General features: G+C 59.9%; 10 protein-coding genes and 2 pseudogenes. 6 read left to right on the plus strand and 6 right to left on the minus strand.

Annotated elements, in window-relative coordinates; all coding sequences use genetic code 11:
• Window positions 1–274 precede the first annotated feature (274 nt).
• The 3 genes from katB (at window position 275) to radA (ending at window position 3845) form a co-directional block, all read left to right on the plus strand.
• On the plus strand, window positions 275–1816 hold the full coding sequence (gene katB, locus NK667_RS31980) for a catalase KatB (protein ID WP_054051431.1): 1542 nt from the start codon (window positions 275–277) through the stop codon (window positions 1814–1816).
• Window positions 1817–1877: 61 nt separating this feature from the next.
• A complete protein-coding gene (locus NK667_RS31985) occupies window positions 1878–2432 on the plus strand; it encodes an ankyrin repeat domain-containing protein (protein ID WP_054616682.1) in 555 nt (184 codons plus the stop codon).
• A gap of 45 nt (window positions 2433–2477) precedes the next feature.
• On the plus strand, window positions 2478–3845 hold the full coding sequence (radA, locus tag NK667_RS31990; protein ID WP_054051427.1) for a DNA repair protein RadA: 1368 nt from the start codon (window positions 2478–2480) through the stop codon (window positions 3843–3845).
• A 158-nt stretch (window positions 3846–4003) separates the two neighbouring features.
• Here radA and NK667_RS31995 read toward each other — a convergent pair whose 3' ends face one another.
• A complete protein-coding gene (locus NK667_RS31995) occupies window positions 4004–4372 on the minus strand; it encodes a PilZ domain-containing protein (RefSeq protein WP_054616681.1) in 369 nt (122 codons plus the stop codon).
• A gap of 160 nt (window positions 4373–4532) precedes the next feature.
• On the opposite strand from NK667_RS31995, the gene NK667_RS32000 reads away from it, so the two are divergent.
• The 3 genes from NK667_RS32000 to yjiA all read left to right on the plus strand — a co-directional run bounded on the left by NK667_RS32000 (window position 4533) and on the right by yjiA (window position 7947).
• Entirely contained in the window at window positions 4533–6599 is a 2067-nt protein-coding gene (locus NK667_RS32000) for a carbon starvation CstA family protein (protein ID WP_054051422.1), read from the plus strand.
• A 15-nt stretch (window positions 6600–6614) separates the two neighbouring features.
• Entirely contained in the window at window positions 6615–6812 is a 198-nt protein-coding gene (locus NK667_RS32005) for a YbdD/YjiX family protein (protein ID WP_054616680.1), read from the plus strand.
• Window positions 6813–6975: 163 nt separating this feature from the next.
• Window positions 6976–7947: a GTPase gene (gene yjiA / locus NK667_RS32010; RefSeq protein ID WP_054616679.1), complete on the plus strand. Its 972-nt coding sequence runs from the start codon at window positions 6976–6978 to the stop codon at window positions 7945–7947.
• A 99-nt stretch (window positions 7948–8046) separates the two neighbouring features.
• Here the strand turns inward: yjiA and NK667_RS32015 are convergent, their stop codons facing one another.
• From NK667_RS32015 to NK667_RS32035, 5 genes and pseudogenes are all read right to left on the minus strand, one after another.
• Window positions 8047–8736: a GntR family transcriptional regulator gene (locus NK667_RS32015; protein ID WP_054616678.1), complete on the minus strand. Its 690-nt coding sequence runs from the start codon at window positions 8734–8736 to the stop codon at window positions 8047–8049.
• 24 nt (window positions 8737–8760) lie between these two features.
• Window positions 8761–9465 (minus strand): FadR/GntR family transcriptional regulator, encoded by a 705-nt coding sequence (locus tag NK667_RS32020; RefSeq protein ID WP_054616677.1) that lies wholly within the window; start codon window positions 9463–9465, stop codon window positions 8761–8763.
• 57 nt (window positions 9466–9522) lie between these two features.
• Window positions 9523–10837: pseudogene (locus NK667_RS32025) on the minus strand (C4-dicarboxylate transporter DctA).
• A gap of 276 nt (window positions 10838–11113) precedes the next feature.
• Window positions 11114–12367 (minus strand): serine hydroxymethyltransferase, encoded by a 1254-nt coding sequence (gene glyA / locus NK667_RS32030; RefSeq protein WP_054051411.1) that lies wholly within the window; start codon window positions 12365–12367, stop codon window positions 11114–11116.
• A gap of 262 nt (window positions 12368–12629) precedes the next feature.
• A pseudogene (locus NK667_RS32035) lies at window positions 12630–16477 on the minus strand (bifunctional diguanylate cyclase/phosphodiesterase).
• Between the last annotated feature and the right edge of the window lie 46 nt (window positions 16478–16523).

Raw genomic sequence — 16523 nt, forward strand, 5'->3', positions numbered from 1 at the left:
GTTACAGATGAGGTTGGTGAACGCAGTGTAAATCAGCAAAACGCATCCTGCTCGACACAACTGCTTACAACGCTTGCCTGCTATCGACCTGCTCATTTGCAGAAAGTTTACAAAAGGCCACCATTCGCGCGCGGTTTACCCGCTCTAGGCCGGGCCTTCCAGCACCTTTTTACTATCGCCTCGGTGTGGCATTTCTATTTAGGTTTTGGGCTGGCGGTCACTAGCCTCTGTTGAGCGCACCTGGATGCGCTTTATAAAATCAGAGGAAACTCCTATGACAACTTCCCTTGGCCTTGGGGCTTATTCCCATCGCCGCGCCCTGGGCGTCTTGAGCGCCGGCCTGCTGTCCTTTTCCGTGAGTGCCGCGACACTCACCCGCGATAACGGCGCCGCCGTCGGCGACAATCAGAACTCGCAAACCGCCGGCGCCACGGGCCCGGTGCTGCTGCAAGACGTGCAATTGATCCAGAAACTCCAGCGGTTCGACCGTGAACGCATTCCGGAACGCGTGGTGCATGCCCGGGGTACTGGGGCCCACGGTACGTTCACTGTGACCGATGATCTCAGCGACCTGACCAAGGCCAAGGTGTTTGCCGGCGGCCAGAGCACGCCGGTGTTCGTGCGCTTCTCGGCGGTGGTCCATGGCAATCACTCCCCGGAAACCCTGCGCGACCCGCGCGGTTTCGCCACCAAGTTCTACACTGCCGACGGCAATTGGGACCTGGTGGGCAACAACTTCCCGACCTTCTTCATCCGTGACGCCATCAAATTCCCGGACATGGTGCACGCCTTCAAGCCGGATCCACGCACCAACCTTGACGACGATTCGCGTCGTTTCGATTTCTTCTCCCATGTGCCGGAAGCCACACGCACCCTGACTGAGCTTTATTCCAATTCCGGAACACCTGCCAGTTATCGGGAAATGGACGGTAATGGTGTCCATGCCTATAAGTTAGTGAATGTCAAAGGCGAAGTTCACTATGTGAAATTCCATTGGAAAAGTTTGCAAGGCATTAATAATCTCGATCCAAAGGCTGTCGAAAAAGTCCAGGGCAAAGACTACAGTCATATGACTAATGATCTGGTGGCTCATATAAATAAGGGCGACTTTCCGAAGTGGGACTTGTACGTTCAAGTCGTGAATCCGCAAGACTTGTCTAAGTTCGATTTTGATCCATTGGACGCCACCAAGATCTGGCCGGGTATTGCTGAGCGAAAAGTTGGACAAATGGTGTTGAACCGTAATCCGGCCAATGTGTTCCAGGAGACCGAGCAAGTTGCCATGGCGCCCGCCAATCTTGTTCCCGGTATTGAACCATCGGAAGATCGTTTGTTGCAGGGGCGAGTGTTCTCGTATGCCGATACGCAAATGTATCGCCTGGGGCCAAATGCTCTGCAACTGCCGATCAACGCGCCCAAAGTTGCGGTCAACAACGGTAACCAGGATGGCGCGATGAACAGCGGCGCCAGCAGCAGCGGCGTGAATTACCAGCCGAGCCGTTTGCTACCCCGTGAAGAACCTGAAGCCGCGCGCTACAGCCAATCGGCGCTGTCGGGCAGCACCCAGCAGGCGAAGATTCAGCGCGAGCAGAACTTCAAGCAGGCCGGCGATCTGTATCGCTCCTTCAGCCAGAAAGAACGCCAGGACCTGATCGACAGCTTCGGCGGCTCGCTCGCCACCACCGACGACGAGAGCAAGCACATCATGCTGTCGTTCCTTTATAAGGCCGACCCGGAGTACGGCACCGGCGTGACCAAGGTCGCGAAGGGTGATTTGGCGCGGGTCAAGGCGCTGGCGGCCAAACTGGTCGACTGATCCCCGTTTGCCTGAAACGCGGGGCCTCATTCGGGGCCCCGTCAGACCAAGGAGCCTACCCATGCGTTTTTATCTATCCCTGTTTCTGGCAGCCCTGTCGTTCAGCGTGTTTGCCGGACCGACGACGGAGGTCGCGAAAGATCCCGCCGCACTGAAAGCCCAATTGCAGGATTACTACTTCGATGCCGCGCGCCGTGGCGATGTGCCGATGCTCGACACATTTATCGAGGCCGGTTATTCCCTCGATACGAGAGACGACAAAGGCTACACCGCGCTGATTCTGGCGGCCTACCACGGCCAGAGTGCCGCCGTGGACCGCTTGCTTGCCGCTGGCGCCGATGCCTGCGCACAGGATCAGCGTGGTAACACGGCGCTGATGGGTGCCATCTTCAAGGGTGAAGTGCAGATTGCCCGGACCTTGCTGACCACCAATTGCAGTCCCGATCAGCGTAACGGCGCCGGGCAGACGGCGGCGATGTACGCCGGGCTGTTCAACCGTGTCGAGTTGCTGGATGCACTCAAGGCCAAGGGCGCCGACCTGAACGCCGAGGATCCGCTGGGCAATAGCGCCGCGCGTCTGGCCAGCGGTGAAATCCGCAACGCGCCGCCGCGCTGATCCGGCCCGGCTGCGCTATCATCGCGGTTTTTGCCGGGAGTTCAGATGGCCAAGGCCAAGCGCATGTACGGCTGCACCGAGTGCGGCTCAACCTTCCCCAAGTGGGCCGGCCAGTGCGGCGAGTGCGGGGCCTGGAACACGCTGACCGAAACCATGGTCGAGAGCGGCGGCGCTGCGGCGCCCAGCGGTCGTACCGGGTGGACCGGCCAACAAGCGCAGATCAGGACCCTGGCGGAAGTCAGCGTCGAAGAGATTCCACGTTTTTCCACAGCCTCCAGCGAACTCGACCGCGTGCTCGGCGGTGGCCTGGTGGACGGCTCCGTGGTGTTGATCGGCGGTGACCCCGGCATCGGTAAGTCGACCATTCTGTTGCAAACCTTGTGCAACCTCGCCAAGAGCATGCCGGCGCTGTACGTCACCGGTGAAGAATCCCAGCAACAAGTGGCCATGCGCGCGCGGCGTCTCGGTTTGCCCCAGGACAAGCTGCGGGTGATGACCGAAACCTGCATCGAAACCATCATCGCCACGGCCCGGCAGGAAAAGCCCAAGGTCATGGTGATCGACTCGATCCAGACGATTTTCACCGAACAACTGCAATCAGCACCCGGCGGCGTGTCCCAGGTTCGCGAAAGTGCGGCGTTGCTGGTGCGTTATGCCAAGCAGAGCGGCACGGCGATTTTCCTGGTGGGCCACGTGACCAAGGAAGGCGCCTTGGCCGGCCCGCGAGTGTTGGAGCACATGGTTGATACCGTGCTGTATTTCGAAGGCGAATCCGATGGGCGTTTGCGTCTGCTGCGGGCGGTGAAAAACCGCTTCGGCGCAGTCAACGAACTCGGCGTGTTCGGCATGACCGACAAAGGCCTGAAAGAAGTCTCCAACCCTTCGGCGATTTTTCTCACGCGGGCTCAGGAAGAAGTTCCGGGCAGTGTGGTCATGGCGACGTGGGAAGGCACCCGGCCAATGCTGGTCGAAGTGCAGGCGCTGGTGGATGACAGTCATTTGGCCAACCCGCGTCGGGTCACCTTGGGGCTGGATCAGAACCGGCTGGCCATGTTGCTGGCGGTGCTGCACCGTCACGGCGGGATTCCGACCCACGATCAGGACGTGTTCCTCAACGTGGTCGGCGGGGTCAAGGTGCTTGAAACCGCGTCCGACCTGGCGCTGATGGCTGCGGTGATGTCCAGCCTGCGCAATCGGCCGCTGCCGCATGATCTGCTGGTGTTTGGCGAAGTCGGGTTGTCGGGTGAAGTGCGCCCGGTGCCGAGCGGTCAGGAACGCCTGAAAGAAGCCGCCAAGCACGGCTTCAAGCGCGCCATCGTGCCCAAGGGCAACGCGCCGAAAGAGGCCCCGCCGGGGTTGCAGATTATTGCGGTGACCCGACTGGAACAGGCGTTGGACGCATTATTCGAATAACCACCGAACCCCTGTGGGAGCGGGCTTGCTGTGGCGAGGGAGCTTGCTCCCGCTTGAGTGCGAAGCGCTCACAAGATTTTGGGCCTGCTTCGCAGTCCAGCGGGAGCAAGCTCCCTCGCCACAAAAGCTCGCTCCCACATTTGGTATGGCGCCAGTCTTCAAACTTCGATCAACGCCCCCAATTCGCGCTCCAGTTCCTCTGGATCGCCCAGGTTGAACTCAATCAACCGCCGCAGGCGCTCGATGGATTCCAGGCTGATGTGTTTGCAGACAAATCCGAGCTGACCATGGTCATCGTGGGTCAACATCACGTCCATCTTGATCTCGACGTCGGCGTTCAGATGGATATCCACCAGGAAATGCCAGTCCGAATTACCCAGCCAGGGCTCGGGTTTTTCGATCAGCAGGCCCTTGAGCGACAGATCGATCAGCTTCACCGGCCAGGTGGATTCCCCCTGGCTCAGCTCGGTTCGGGCATCGAACGCAATACGTTTGAAGCGGCGGCGATCGGCAGGGTGGTCGCTCATGGCGCAATCCTCGTGAAGGTTGGCTGACTATAGACCTGCATCACCGAAGGCTGCCAGCACGGTAACGGCGCTCGACCAATGTCGGACTATGGTCTTTGGCGCCAGTAGAGCTAAACTCGAACTGGCTGTCTTTCTTGTCCACCCTGGCTGGAATAATAAAATGAAAAATAATAATAGCCTGCTACGCCATCTACCCTGGCTGCTGCTGGCAATCGTAGGAGCGTGCGCCCTGGGCGTAGTGGCATTGCGTCGAGGCGAGGCGATCAACGCCTTGTGGATTGTGGTCGCCGCCGTGGCCATTTATCTGGTTGCTTATCGTTACTACAGTCTGTTCATCGCCAACAATGTGATGCAACTCGATCCACGCCGGGCCACCCCCGCCGTGCTCAACAACGATGGCCTGGACTACGTTCCGACCAACAAACACATCCTTTTCGGTCACCACTTCGCAGCGATTGCTGGCGCAGGGCCTTTGGTCGGTCCGGTATTGGCGGCGCAGATGGGCTATCTGCCCGGCACGCTCTGGCTGATCGCTGGCGTGGTGCTGGCGGGTGCGGTGCAGGACTTTATGGTCCTGTTCATGTCCACCCGCCGCAATGGCCGCTCCCTGGGCGACATGGTCCGGGAAGAAATGGGCCGCATCCCGGGGACTATTGCGCTGTTCGGTTGCTTCCTGATCATGATCATCATCCTCGCGGTGCTGGCGCTGATCGTGGTGAAAGCCCTGGCCGAGAGTCCGTGGGGTATTTTCACGGTGATGGCGACCATCCCGATCGCGATGTTCATGGGCATTTACATGCGCTACATCCGTCCGGGTCGCATCGGCGAAATCTCCGTGGTCGGCGTGTTGCTGCTGCTGGGCTCGATCTGGCTGGGCGGGCAGATTGCCGCCGATCCGGTGTGGGCCAAGGCGTTCAGCTTCACTGGCGTGCAGATTACCTGGATGCTGGTCGGCTATGGTTTCGTCGCCGCCTCGTTACCGGTGTGGCTGATCCTGGCGCCGCGTGACTACCTCTCCACCTTCCTGAAAATCGGCACCATCATCGCTCTGGCGATTGGCATTCTGGTGACCATGCCCGAGCTGAAAATGCCGGCATTGACCCAGTTCGTCGATGGCACCGGGCCGGTGTGGAAGGGCGGTCTGTTCCCGTTCCTGTTCATCACCATTGCCTGTGGCGCGGTGTCCGGTTTCCACGCGCTGATTTCTTCCGGCACGACGCCGAAGCTGCTGGATAACGAAGTCAATTCCCGCTACATCGGCTACGGCGCGATGTTGATGGAATCCTTCGTCGCGATCATGGCGATGGTTGCCGCTTCGGTGATCGAGCCAGGCGTGTATTTCGCCATGAACAGTCCGGCGGCCGTGGTCGGCGGTGACGTGGTGGCTGTGGCGCAAACCGTCAGCAGTTGGGGTTTTGCAATAACGCCGGAAGCGCTGCAAGCGGTGGCCCATGACATCGGTGAAACCACCATCCTGGCCCGTGCCGGTGGTGCACCGACGTTGGCGGTCGGTATCGCGCAGATCCTGCACAGCGTGCTGCCGGGTGAAAACACCATGGCGTTCTGGTACCACTTCGCGATCCTGTTTGAAGCACTGTTTATCCTGACGGCGGTGGACGCCGGTACTCGTGCCGGACGCTTCATGCTCCAGGATTTGCTTGGTTCTTTCGTGCCGTCGCTGAAACGCACGGAATCCTGGACTGCCAACCTGATTGCCACCGCCGGTTGTGTGGCGATGTGGGGCTGGTTGCTGTACCAAGGCGTGATCGACCCATTGGGCGGGATCAACACCTTGTGGCCGCTGTTCGGCATCTCCAACCAGATGCTCGCCGGCATCGCGCTGATGCTTGCCACCGTCGTACTGATCAAAATGAAACGCCAACGCTATATCTGGGTGACCCTGATGCCAGCGGCGTGGTTGTTGATCTGCACCACCACTGCCGGCTTCATCAAGCTGTTCGACGCCAACCCGGCGATCGGCTTCCTGTCGCTGGCGAAAAAATACAGCGATGCCCTGGCCAACGGCCAGATCCTCGCCCCGGCCAAGGACATTACGCAAATGCAGCACGTAATCTTCAACGCCTACACCAACGCAACGCTGACGGCGCTGTTCCTGTTCGTGGTATTCAGCATCCTGTTCTATGCGCTCAAGGTCGGTATTTCGGCCTGGGGTACAAAAGAACGCACGGATAAAGAAGCACCCTTCCAGGCTGTACCGGACGCGTGATCGAGGATTGCAACGATGTTCAATGACCTGAGTCGCCTCGGTAAATACCTCGGTCAGGCCGCGCGCCTGATGGTCGGCATGCCCGACTACGACAACTACGTCGAGCATATGCAAAACAAACACCCGGACAAACCGGTGATGAGCTACGAGATGTTCTTCCGCGAACGTCAGGAAGCGCGTTACGGTGGCAAGGGTGGGCCGAAGTGTTGTTAAACCGATAGCCCGGTAGATGCAAATCCCCCTGTGGGAGCGGGCTTGCTCGCGAAGGCGGTGTATCAGTTGGATTTGATGTTGACTGACACACCGCCTTCGCGAGCAAGCCCGCTCCCACATTTGTTTTGTGTTGTTTTTTAATTTTGCGAACAGGAGATTCCAGTTGTCCTCTCCCATCCCGGTAACGATCCTCAGCGGCTTCCTCGGCGCGGGTAAAACCACGCTGTTGCGCTACCTGCTCAAAGCCGAGCACGGCCTGAAAATCGCCGTGATCGAAAACGAATTCAGTGACGCCGGCATCGACACCCAACTGTTGGGCGAAGAGCCGGTGCAAGTGATGACGCTGTCCAATGGCTGCGTCTGCTGCACCATTCACACCGACCTGACCAAGGCCCTGTACCTGCTGCTCGAACGCCTGGACAGCGGTGAAATCGCCTTCGATCGCCTGGTGATCGAGTGCACCGGCCTGGCCGATCCGGCCCCGGTGGCGCAAACCTTCTTCATCGATGAAGAACTGCGCGAGCGCTACATTCTCGACGGCATCATCACCCTGGTGGACGCCGCCCACGCCGAGACGCACCTGACCCAGACCATCGCCCAGGCGCAAATCGGTTTTGCCGATCGATTGCTGGTGAGCAAACGGGATCTGGTGGACGAGCCAACCTTCACCGCCCTCAGCGAGCGGCTGACCCGCATCAATCGTCGTGCGCCGATTCGCGTGGTCGAGCACGGCAAGATCGACCTGGCGGAACTGCTCGATGTGCGCGGTTTCAACCTCAACGCTGACCTCGGCGGTGGCGTGAGTCTGCGACCGGTGAGCAAAGCGCCGTCCATCGACCGCATCTCCAGCTTTGTGCTGCGCACCGACAAACCGCTGGATCTCGACAAGCTCAGCGAGTTCATGAACGAACTGCTGGAAGACCATGGCAAGCAATTGCTGCGCTACAAAGGCGTGTTGAGCATCGTCGGCGAGCCACGGCGCATGGTGTTTCAAGGCGTGTTGAAGTTGTACGGCTTCGATTGGGACACCGAATGGGCCGAGGGTGAGGCACGGGAAAGTGTGATTGTGTTTATTGCCGATGATTTGCCGGAAGAGAAGATTCGGGCGGGGTTTGAGCGAGTGGCGGCGGATTGAAATTGTCAGTTTGTCTGTGATGACGCCTTCGCGGGCAAGCCTCGCTCCTACAAGGGTGGCGACATACCTGTAGGAGCGAGGCTTGCCCGCGAAGACAATCTAACCAGCAACACGACTCTGACTGAGTGTCGGTCCAGCGTTCAACAACATCCCCTCCAGATAATCCAGATGCCGGCTCAGCAGTTCCACCGCCGTCACCGCATCCCGACGCTCCACAGCCTCCAGAATCCCCAGATGAACCTGCCACACGCAATAGTCTTGCGCCTGTGCATCAAACTGCGCAATCGCCAAGGACGTCAGTGGCACCAGGCTGCAGAGAAAATGCGCCAACGGTGCGTTCCCGGCCATTTCCGCCAAGCGCAAATGAAACTCCCCGGATAACCGAATCGCCGGACCGCGTGCGGTGCAGTGGCGCTCGCTGTCGATCAAGGCCCGCAATGATTTCAGATCTTGTGGACGGGATTGCTGACAGGCCAGTCGCACCAGCGTGATCTCGGTTAGCCGCCGGGCATGCAGCATTTGCCGGGTCTGCTCGTGATCCAGCGACGCGACGCGCGGACGATGGTTGGTGCGAAGGACGATGATCTGCTGATGCGACAGTCGCGTCAGTACGCCGCGAACGTCACTGCGACGGGCACTGAACATCTGCGCCAGGCTTTCTTCGGTAAAGCGACTGGCTGTATCGATGCGCAGTTCGAGAATCGCGTCGAAGATCTGTGAGTAGAGATCATCCGCCCGCCGGGGGAAGGGCAGGGCAGTGAGGGTTTGCGCTGAGGCGAAGCTGTTCATGGCCTGTCTCCAGTTCGGATTGTTTCAACTGCCGAGGTTGTCGTCCGGAATGTTCAGTTCGATGCCCATGCGCTGGCCTTCACGAAGGATGTGCCGACGCATTTCGGCGCTGGCCTGGGCGCTGTTCTTGCTGCGGATCGCACGGACCACGGCTTCGTTTTCCTCCAGGCGTTCGGCCAGATGCTCCGGCGAATTGCGCAGTACTTCGGCGCTTTGCTTGAGGGCGTTGCTGGTCTGTTGCACCACGCTCTGGAAGATCGGGTTCGAGGTCAGGGTGAACAGTTCTTCGTGGAACGCGATGTAGGCGTTGACCCCGGCTTCGGCGTCGTTGGCTTCCAGCGCTTCGCGCATGTCCATCAGGGTCAGGCGCAGTTGCCCGACTTCCTTACTGCTGATCGACTGGGCGACGAGGCCTACGATGAACGGCTCAAGGGTGTAGCGCAGTTGCAGCACGTCTTCCAGGCTGGCGCCGGCGACCGCGCTGTCGTGGTGTTGGCTGTCGCTGAGGTTGGCTTCCAGCACCACCACGCCTTTGCCCGGCATCGAGCGCACCAGCCCTAGGGTTTCCAGCACGATCACCGCTTCGCGCAGGCTCGGGCGGCTGATGCCCAGTTGTTCGGCCAGTTCACGCTGGCCCGGCAGCATGTCGCCGGAGCGCCACTGACCCCGGGCCAGCGCGGCCCGAAGTTTTTCTACGACTGAATTGACGACCGTTGAAGTGGTAATCACTGTTGGCTCCATGGGTAATGGCTGGGGAGCCTGCCCCGAGGCAGACTCCCGCATGATTCAAAATTCCTGTTGATGCGCCGGCGCGACCGGTTTTCTCGGCTGGAAGGTATAGCCCTGCTGCCCGGAAAGCACCTTGTTTGCGCGCTGGATATCGATGTCTTTTTCCCACCGGGCAATGGCCACGGTGGCGACGCAGTTGCCGATCAGGTTGGTCAGCGCACGGCCGATGCCCATGAACCAGTCCACCGCCAGTACCAGCACCAGGCCGACTACTGGAATTGCCGGGATCGCCGTGAGGGTTGCCGCCAGAATCACCAGCGCCGAGCCGGGGATGCCGTGGGCCCCTTTGGAGGTGATCAGCGACACCAGCAGAATCGTCAGCAGGTCGGTCATGGCCAGCGGCGTGCCGGTGGCGTTGGCGATGAAGACGATGGCCAGGGTCAGGTAGATCGAGAAACCGTCGAGGTTGAACGAGTACCCGGTTGGAATCACCAGCCCGACCGTCGAACTGCCGATGCCCAGGTGCTCAAGCTTGCGCATGATCTGTGGCAGCACGGCGTCGGATGAGGCGGTGCCCATGACAATCAGCAGCTTCTTCACGCAGGTACTTGAGCAACGGCCACATACGCAGGCCGGATAGGCGCATCACCAGGCCGAGGATCAGCGACACGAACGCGGCGCAGGTCAGGTAGAACAGGCCCACCAGACTGCCCAGGTGTTGCAGGGAATCCAGGCCATATTTGCTGGTGGTGAAAGCGATGGCGCCGAACACGCCAATCGGCGCCAGGCGCACGATCATGCCCATGATGCGGAAAATCACGTGGCTGAGTTCGTTGATCAATCGGGAAATGCCCGAGGCCGCTTCACCCACCAGATTCAACGCGCTGCCAAACAGTACTGAGAACAACAGCACCTGCAGGATGTTGTTGTCCGCGAACGCGCCGATCACCGACGTCGGAATCAGGTCCATCAGGAACTGCGTAGTGGTGTGCATGTGCTGGCCGCGCTGGGCGATGTCGCCTATATCGGCCGTGGAGAGCTGCTCCAGATGAATGTTCGCGCCGCTGCCGATACCGGTGCTGAAGGCGAACACCAGGCCGATCACCAGAGCGATGGTGGTCAACACTTCGAAGTAGATCACCGACTTGAGGCCGATGCGCCCGACCTTCTTCAAGTCACCGGCGCCGCTGATGCCGCTGACCACTACGCAGAACACGATGAGGCCGATGAGCATCTTTATCAGTTTGATGAAACCGTCGCCCAGGGGTTTGAGCTGTGCGGAGTATTCGGGAAGGGTCAGCCCGCAGACGATGCCGAGCACCAGTCCGAGAACCACTTGGAGGAAGATTGAACGCGAGCACCATCTGAGCATGGGAGGAATCCTGGTCGGTGTCCTGGCTGCCGTGCGCTTGAACGCATCAGATTCAGGACTTAATTATTGTGGTCTTACCGGTATGTCCAGTGCAGGCGCAGTCTAGGCGCTGTTTTTGGCGAATCGCAAGTGAAAAATGTACGATTGGCTTGACCGGTCTTACCAGTTGGGCGCAATGCCCCGACCTTGAGCCTTTTCCCGGTTTGAAAAAAATCCAGGCGAAAAAAAACCGGCCATCACTGACCGGTTTTTTTATCGCTGCGATTTAGCGGTGCATCAAGCGCCGTATACCGGCAGTTTCTTGCAGATGGCCTTGACCTTCTCACGAACGGCGTCGATCACCGCTTCGTTGTTCAGGTCAGCCAGGATGTCGCAGATCCAGCCGGCCAGCTCTTTGCACTCGGCTTCCTTGAAGCCACGAGTGGTCACGGCCGGGGTGCCGAAGCGCAGACCGGAGGTCACGAACGGGGAGCGTGGATCGTTTGGCACGGAGTTCTTGTTCACGGTGATGAAAGCCTTGCCCAGAGCGGCGTCGGCGTCTTTACCGGAGATTTCCTGCTTGATCAGCGACAGCAGGAACAGGTGGTTTTCAGTACCGCCGGACACCACGTCGAAACCGCGCTCGATGAACACACCGGCCATGGCCTTGGCGTTCTTCACCACTTGTTGCTGGTAAGTCTTGAACTCAGGCTGCAGCGCTTCTTTGAAGCAGATCGCCTTGGCAGCGATCACGTGCTCCAGTGGGCCACCCTGGGCGCCCGGGAATACGGCGGAGTTCAGCTTCTTCTCGATGTCGGCGTTGGCGCGAGCCAGGATCAGGCCGCCACGTGGACCGCGCAGGGTCTTGTGCGTGGTGGTGGTCACGACGTCAGCGAAAGGCACCGGGTTCGGGTAGACGCCAGCGGCGACCAGACCGGCCACGTGGGCCATGTCGACGAACAGGTAAGCACCGACTTTGTCAGCGATTTCGCGGAAACGCGGGAAGTCGAGGATCTGCGAGTAGGCAGAGAAACCGGCCACGATCATTTTCGGCTTGTGCTCGACCGCCAGGCGCTCGACTTCGTCGTAGTCGATCAGGCCGTTGGCATCGATACCGTATTGAACGGCGTTGTACAGCTTGCCGGAGGACGAAACGCTGGCGCCGTGGGTCAGGTGACCGCCGTGGGCCAGGCTCATGCCCAGGATGGTGTCGCCCGCTTGCAGCAGGGCCAGGTAAACGGCGCTGTTGGCTTGGGAACCGGCGTGCGGCTGAACGTTGGCGTAATCGGCGCCGAACAGTTCCTTGGCGCGGTCGATGGCCAGTTGCTCAACCACGTCGACGAACTCGCAACCACCGTAGTAGCGCTTGCCCGGGTAGCCTTCGGCGTACTTGTTGGTCAGTACCGAGCCTTGAGCTTCCATCACCGCAGGGCTGGTGTAGTTTTCCGAAGCGATCAGCTCAATGTGTTCTTCCTGGCGCTGAGCTTCTTGCTCCATGGCGGCAAAGAGATCGGCGTCGTACTTGGCAATAGTCAAATCACGGCTGAACATGGCGGTCCTCAAGGATCGGGGCAGAAAAGGGGGGCATTCTAACCCAACGGGTTTTAGATGGCATATGAAAGGACATCATGTCGCAGACAAGTGGGCTTCATGAGGGGATCAGCGGTGATCGTGCCGGCCTGTGGCGAGGGGGCTTGCCCCCGTTGGGTCGCGAAGCGGCCCCCCGGCATTTCCCCAGTCAATTGTGCAAACAGATTTTGCGACTGCTTCGCAGCCGAACGGGGCAAGCCCCCTCGCCACAAAACCCGCTCAATCAATCAAACATGAACAGCGCATCATTACTGAACTGCGCTTCAAACCGGCTCGCCGGCATCGGCCGCCCGAACAGATACCCCTGAACCTCGTCACACCCATGCTCACGCAGGAAGTCGAGTTGCTCATGGGTTTCCACACCTTCCGCGATTACCGCCAGATTCAGGCTGTGGGCCATGGCGATGATCGCCCGGGCAATCTGCGCATCCTGCTCGCCTGACGGCAGGCCGTCGACGAAGGTGCGGTCGATTTTCAGCACGTCGATGGGGAACTGCTTGAGGTAATTGAGCGATGAATAACCGGTGCCGAAGTCATCGACCGCAATGCTCAGGCCGAGGTTTTTCAACCCGGCAAGAATCTGCATCGCCTCGCTGACTTCGCGCATCAGGATACTTTCGGTCAGCTCCAGCTCCAGGCACGCCGGCGGCAGGCCGGTTTCCTTGAGGATGTTGGCGATGCGGTTGCCGAGCTGGCCGTCGGAGAACTGCCGTGCCGAGATGTTCACCGAAACCTTCGGCACCCGCACCTTGGCCTGATGCCAGGTCTTGAGCTGACGGCAGGCCTCGCTGATCACCCAGTCGCCGACGTCCACCACCAGACCGAGCTCTTCGAGCACCGGAATGAAATCCCCCGGCGGCACCAGCCCGCGACGCGGATGGCGCCAACGCAGCAGGGCTTCGGCGCCGGTCAGGCGTTTGCCGTCGCCGCTGAACTGCGGCTGGTAATACAACACGAATTCGTCTTGCTCCAGGGCGTGGCGCAAGTCGCTTTCCAGCTCCAGGCGCTCCAGGGCGCTGGCGTTCATGTCTGCCTGATAGAACTGGAAGTTGTTCTTGCCGCGCTCCTTGGCGTGGTACATCGCGGTGTCGGCGTTCTTCATCAACTGGCTGAGTTCATTGCCGTCCTGCGGGCTCAGGGCAATACCGATACTCGCCGTGACAAAGAACTCGCGGCCCTCCAGCACAAACGGTTTCACCAGGCTGGCAAGAATCTGTTCAGCCACGTGAATCGCCCGGTTCAACGCCACTTCGCGGTTGATCCGTGGTTGCAGCAGCAAGGTGAACTCGTCACCGCCCATGCGCGCCACGGTGTCGTCATCGTCAACGCAACCGAGCAGGCGCGTGGCCATTTCCTTGAGCATACGGTCGCCGGCGGCGTGGCCCAGAGAGTCGTTGATCGGCTTGAAACGGTCGAGGTCGAGGAACATCAGCACCACCCACGACTTCTGTCGTTCCGCCGATTGCAGCGCGGTGTGCAGGCGATCCTGGAACAGCGTGCGGTTGGGCAGGTGGGTCAGGGCGTCGTAATAGGCCAGGCGATGAATCCGCTGCTCACTGGCCTTGCGCTCGCTGATATCGCTGAAGAAGCACACGTAACTGGCGAGATCGCCTTCGTCGTCGAGCACCGCCGTGATGCCGACCCACGCCGGGTAATGCTCGCCATTGCGCCGTTTGAGCCAGACTTCGCCTTCCCAGGTGCTGTGCTGATGCAATTGCTTGAGCACATAACGCAGATGCGCTTCCTGTTGCTCGTCGACGGTGAGCATGTTCGGCAACTGGTCGAGGACCTGCGACACCGCATAACCGCTGACGCGACTGAACGCTTCGTTGGCCTGGACAATGTAGCCAGCCGGGTCGGTGATCAGGATCGCCGAGGTCGAATGCTCGAATACCGTGGCCGCCATGCGCAGGTCTTTCTCGGCGCGGCGCTGCTGGCTGATGTCGCGACCGACCCCGAGCACGCCTTCGAAACCGCCATGTTCGTCCCAGACCAGCACCAGTCGCAGTTCGATCGGGATCTTGCGTCCGTCGGCCCGCAAGCAGTCGAACAGGAACAACTGGGTCTGCACCTGACTGCGCAACAACGCCAGTTGCTCGGGTTTATCCAGGGCTTTGCTGACCCGGTCCATCAAGCTGTAGATGCCGGACAGCTGTTGCGGGTTGGCGATGGTCGATTGCCAGCCGTTCTGGAAAATCCAGTCGACGTCATAGCCGAGCACCGCTTGCACCGACGGGCTGACGTAATTGAGCGACAGCTTGCTGTCGGTGGAGAAAATCACGTCGCTGATGCTTTCGGCGAGCATGCGGTAGCGCTGTTCGCTGTCACGCAGGGATTCACTGGCCTCGATCTGCTCGGTGATGTCCTTGGCCACACCGATGATCCGCGTGACTTGATCGTGCTTGTCCCGCGCCAGGGCTTGCTCGCGAATGTCGAAACGCCGCCAGTTCCCATCGCGATGACGGAAACGCAGCTGGCATTGCAGCAATTGCGAAAAACCGCCCTGGCGCTGGGTCTGGCGCGAGCGGTGGTAATAGTCGGCATCTTCGGGGTGCAGCAGGATTTCCCAGAAATACTCGCCCATCTGGTGCAGCTCGGTGCGGTTGTAGCCCAGCGTCTGCCCCAAATGGTGGTTGCTGAAGATCATTCGCTGGCTGATCACGTCCTGCACGTACAGGTGATCCGGCACGGTGCGCACCACGTCGGACCAAAAGCCCTCGCGCTCCAGCAGCGACAGCTCGATGAGCTTGCGGCTGGTGATGTCGTTGATGCTCAGGATCACCGCTTTGTAGTCGTGTTGCTCTTCCGGCAGGCGCAGCACCAGCCACAGGTGCTGGTCGCGGCCGTTGGTGTCCTGGAGTTTGATTTCCAGTTCGAGTTGTTTTTGCTGGTTGAGTACGGCTTCAAGGACTTGGTTGCCGATCGCGGTGCCATCCAGCGGACAGCCGTCGATCAGCAGTTTCCAGGCCTGATCGCAGGAATTGACGTTGAGCAATTGCAGGGCGACCTGGTTGACCTCGGTGATGCGCAATTCCTGCAACAGTTGCAGGCGTTGTTCCGGGACTTCGAGCCAGGCTTTGAGTTGTTCAGTGTTGTTGAGCTGGGCCTTGTCGAAAAAGCTTTTCAGCCCGGACAGGTCGAGCACGCACAGCGCTACGCCGGTGCCTTCGAAAATGTCCTGATAGCGGCGGCGTCCTTCATGCAACTGACGCTGACGTCGGCGCATGTTCAGCAGTGCGATAAATGGCAGCAGGGAGAACGCCAGGCCCAGTAGGCATTTGCCGATGAACGCGGGCAGCAGTTGTTCGAGCACCTGTTGACGGTCGAACAGCCCGCGCAGTTGCCAGTCGCTGCTGCTCAGGGGCACGGTCAACACGCTGTTGGCCAGGTCATCGTCGCTCAGCGTGCCCTGGCGGGTGACGGGCAGGGCTTCATCGCGACTGATGATTTGATGATTGACGCGGTTTTCCACCAGCCACAATGGGCGAATCCCGGCTTCGCTCTGTTTGGTCAGCGAGGAGAAAAATGTCGGGGTCAGGCGCAAAGCCCAATAACCGCGAGTGCTGCCGCTGGCCTGATGCAGCAGCAAATGCACCACCGAGCCATCGTCGGCGTTGCTGAAATAGTGGGCTTGCGAACGGCTGCGGCGCACCAGATCGCTGAGGTAGTCGGCGTCCTGGCTGTCGGCGGCGCTGTCGCTGAGAATTTTGCCGGACGGGCTCAATAACGCCAGGCTGCGCAGGTCGGGCAGCGACTGCTGCAATTTGCGCAGCAGCGCCTGCTGTTCGTCGGCGGATTGCGGTTGCTCGACGATCGGTAGCAGATTCAGCGCGATCTGCGCGTTGAGCGCCATGTTCAGGCTGACTTGCGAGGCCAGGTCGGCGGTGTAGTCAATGGTGTACTGGCGCTGGTTTTTCTGGGTTTCGCGCAGTTGATCCAGCAATTGCCAAAACAACAGCGCGAGCAGCAACAGCACGAGTGTCGCCAGCGCGCCCTTCAATGTTCCGCGCAGGGGGAGCCGAGCGCGGCAGCCGGTGCACGGTTGGAAAGAGGCGGCGTGACATTAGACAAACTGAAATCCTGCGGTTTGGCTGGACTGGCGCGACGTGCACTATAA

The sequence above is a fragment of the Pseudomonas nunensis genome, from assembly GCF_024296925.1.
Taxonomy (GTDB): Bacteria; Pseudomonadota; Gammaproteobacteria; order Pseudomonadales; family Pseudomonadaceae; genus Aquipseudomonas; species Aquipseudomonas nunensis.